Annotated in this window: 1 protein-coding gene and 1 pseudogene; one reads left to right on the forward strand and one right to left on the reverse strand. The window is 74.2% G+C overall.

Translation table 11 applies throughout. The annotated features are described in order from the left end of the window. The coding region (locus ACQKIP_RS46045) for a phytoene desaturase family protein (protein ID WP_427745730.1) at positions 1 to 1303 on the forward strand (1303 nt) is incomplete at its 5' end. Between the two features lie 15 nt (positions 1304 to 1318). On the opposite strand, the pseudogene ACQKIP_RS46050 reads toward ACQKIP_RS46045, so the two are convergent. Further along, positions 1319 to 2016, reverse strand: a pseudogene (locus tag ACQKIP_RS46050) (serine hydrolase); the annotation flags it as partial.

Below are 2016 nucleotides of genomic sequence, written 5' to 3' on the forward strand. Positions count from 1 at the left end.
CACCCGCACCGTCTCCTCCTACACCCCGACCGAGCGCGACGGGCGCCCGGCCGGGCTGCTCGTAGGCGGCGGCGAGGCACGCACCAGGGACGCGTTCGAGCGGCTCACCGGCGGCCCGCGGGAGTACGAGGCGTGGCGGGAGTTCTACGCCATGACGGGGCAGGTCGCCGAGCAGGTGTTCCCCACGCTCACCGAGCCGCTGCCCACGCGCGAGGCGCTGCGCGAGCGGATCGGCGACGAGGACGCCTGGCGTGTGCTCTTCGAGGAGCCCATCGGCGTCGCCATCGAGGAACGGTTCCACGACGACCTGGTGCGCGGCGTGGTGCTCACCGACGCCCTCATCGGGACGTTCGCCGATGCCCACGACGCGTCCCTGCGGCAGAACCGCTGCTTCCTCTACCACGTCATCGGCGGCGGCACCGGCGACTGGAACGTGCCCGTCGGCGGCATGGGCGCGCTCACCGGCGCCCTCGCGAACGCGGCCCGCGCGGCGGGCGCCGAACTCGCCACGGACCACGAGGTGACCCGGATCGAGTCGGACGGCCGGAGCGCCGAGGTCACCTACCGCACGCCCGGCGGCGAATCCACCGTCGCCGCACGGCACGTCCTGGTCAACGCGTCGCCGCAGGAGCTCGCCGCACTGACCGGCGACACACCGCCCGCTCCCGCCGAAGGCGCCCAGCTCAAGGTCAACATGCTGCTCGAACGGCTGCCGAGGCTGCGCGACACCTCCGTCGACCCGCACGAGGCGTTCGCCGGGACCTTCCACATCGGGGAGGGCTACGGTGAACTGGCCACCGCGTACGCCCGGGCCGCATCCGGTGAGCTGCCCGCCGCACCGCCGTCCGAGATCTACTGCCACTCGCTCACGGACCCCAGCATCCTCGCCCCCGAACTGGTGGAGCGCGGCTGCCAGACCCTCACCCTCTTCGGCCTGCACACGCCCGCCCGCCTCTTCGCCCGGGACAACGACGCCGTACGGGCCGAACTCCTGAAGTCGACCCTGGCGCAGCTGGACGCGCACCTGGCCGAGCCCCTCGCCGACTGCCTGGCCACCGACGAGGACGGGCGCCCCTGCATCGAGGCCAAGACCCCCCTCGACCTCGAACGCGACCTGCGCCTTCCCGGCGGCAACATCTTCCACCGCGAGTTGGCCTTCCCGTACGCGCAGGAGGGCACCGGGCGCTGGGGCGTGGAGACGCGGCACGCCAACGTCCTGCTGTGCGGGGCGGGTGCCGTGCGCGGCGGCGGGGTCAGCGGCATTCCCGGGCACAACGCGGCCATGGCCGCGCTGGGGGAGTAGGGCCCCGCCGCTGCCTCAGTCGGCCGAGGGGGCCCAGCCCACCGCCTCGATGCGGGCCGCGTCGGCGGGCCGTGCCTCGTCGAAGGCGGTACGGCCGCCGTCCTCGACCCGCAGCCCGTCGGCGTACGCGCCGCGCCCCACGTAGAGCTGGTCGGTCGCGTAGCGCCAGCGCAGCCGCACCGGCCGGCCCCGCAGGCCGGAGAGGTCGGCGGTGAGGCGGTGCCAGACGCGCCCGGACCAGCCGGATGCGGTGCCGTCGGGGTGCGGGCGGGGATCGGAGCCGCGGTGCCGCGTCGTGAACGGCACCGGCTGCCAGGTCGCGCCGTCGTCCCGCGAGGATTCCAGGCGCAGTTGGTCGGAACCCGGCTCGGTGTCCCACCACAGCTCGCAGCGCAGCTTTGCCCGCTCCGTGGTGAGGGTGAGCGGCGGCAGGGTCAGGGTGGCCGATGCCGCGTTGGCCATGCCGGAGAACCAGGCGGTGCGTCCCCGCGCGGGGTGTACCGGAACGGCGCGTGCCATGTGATTCGCCGCCGCCACCCTGGGGGCCGAGCCGGAGCGCCAGCTGCGCACCGGGTGCACCGAGTTACCGAGCACGACGAGGAAGGAGTCGGTCGTAGGGTCCAGGACGAGGGAGGTGCCGGTGAAGCCGGTGTGTCCCGCGGTGCGCGGCGTCGCCATCGCGCCCATGTACCAGTGCTGGTAGAGCTCGAAGC

Source organism: Streptomyces sp. NPDC059900, from assembly GCF_050270335.1.
Classification (GTDB): domain Bacteria; phylum Actinomycetota; class Actinomycetes; order Streptomycetales; family Streptomycetaceae; genus Streptomyces.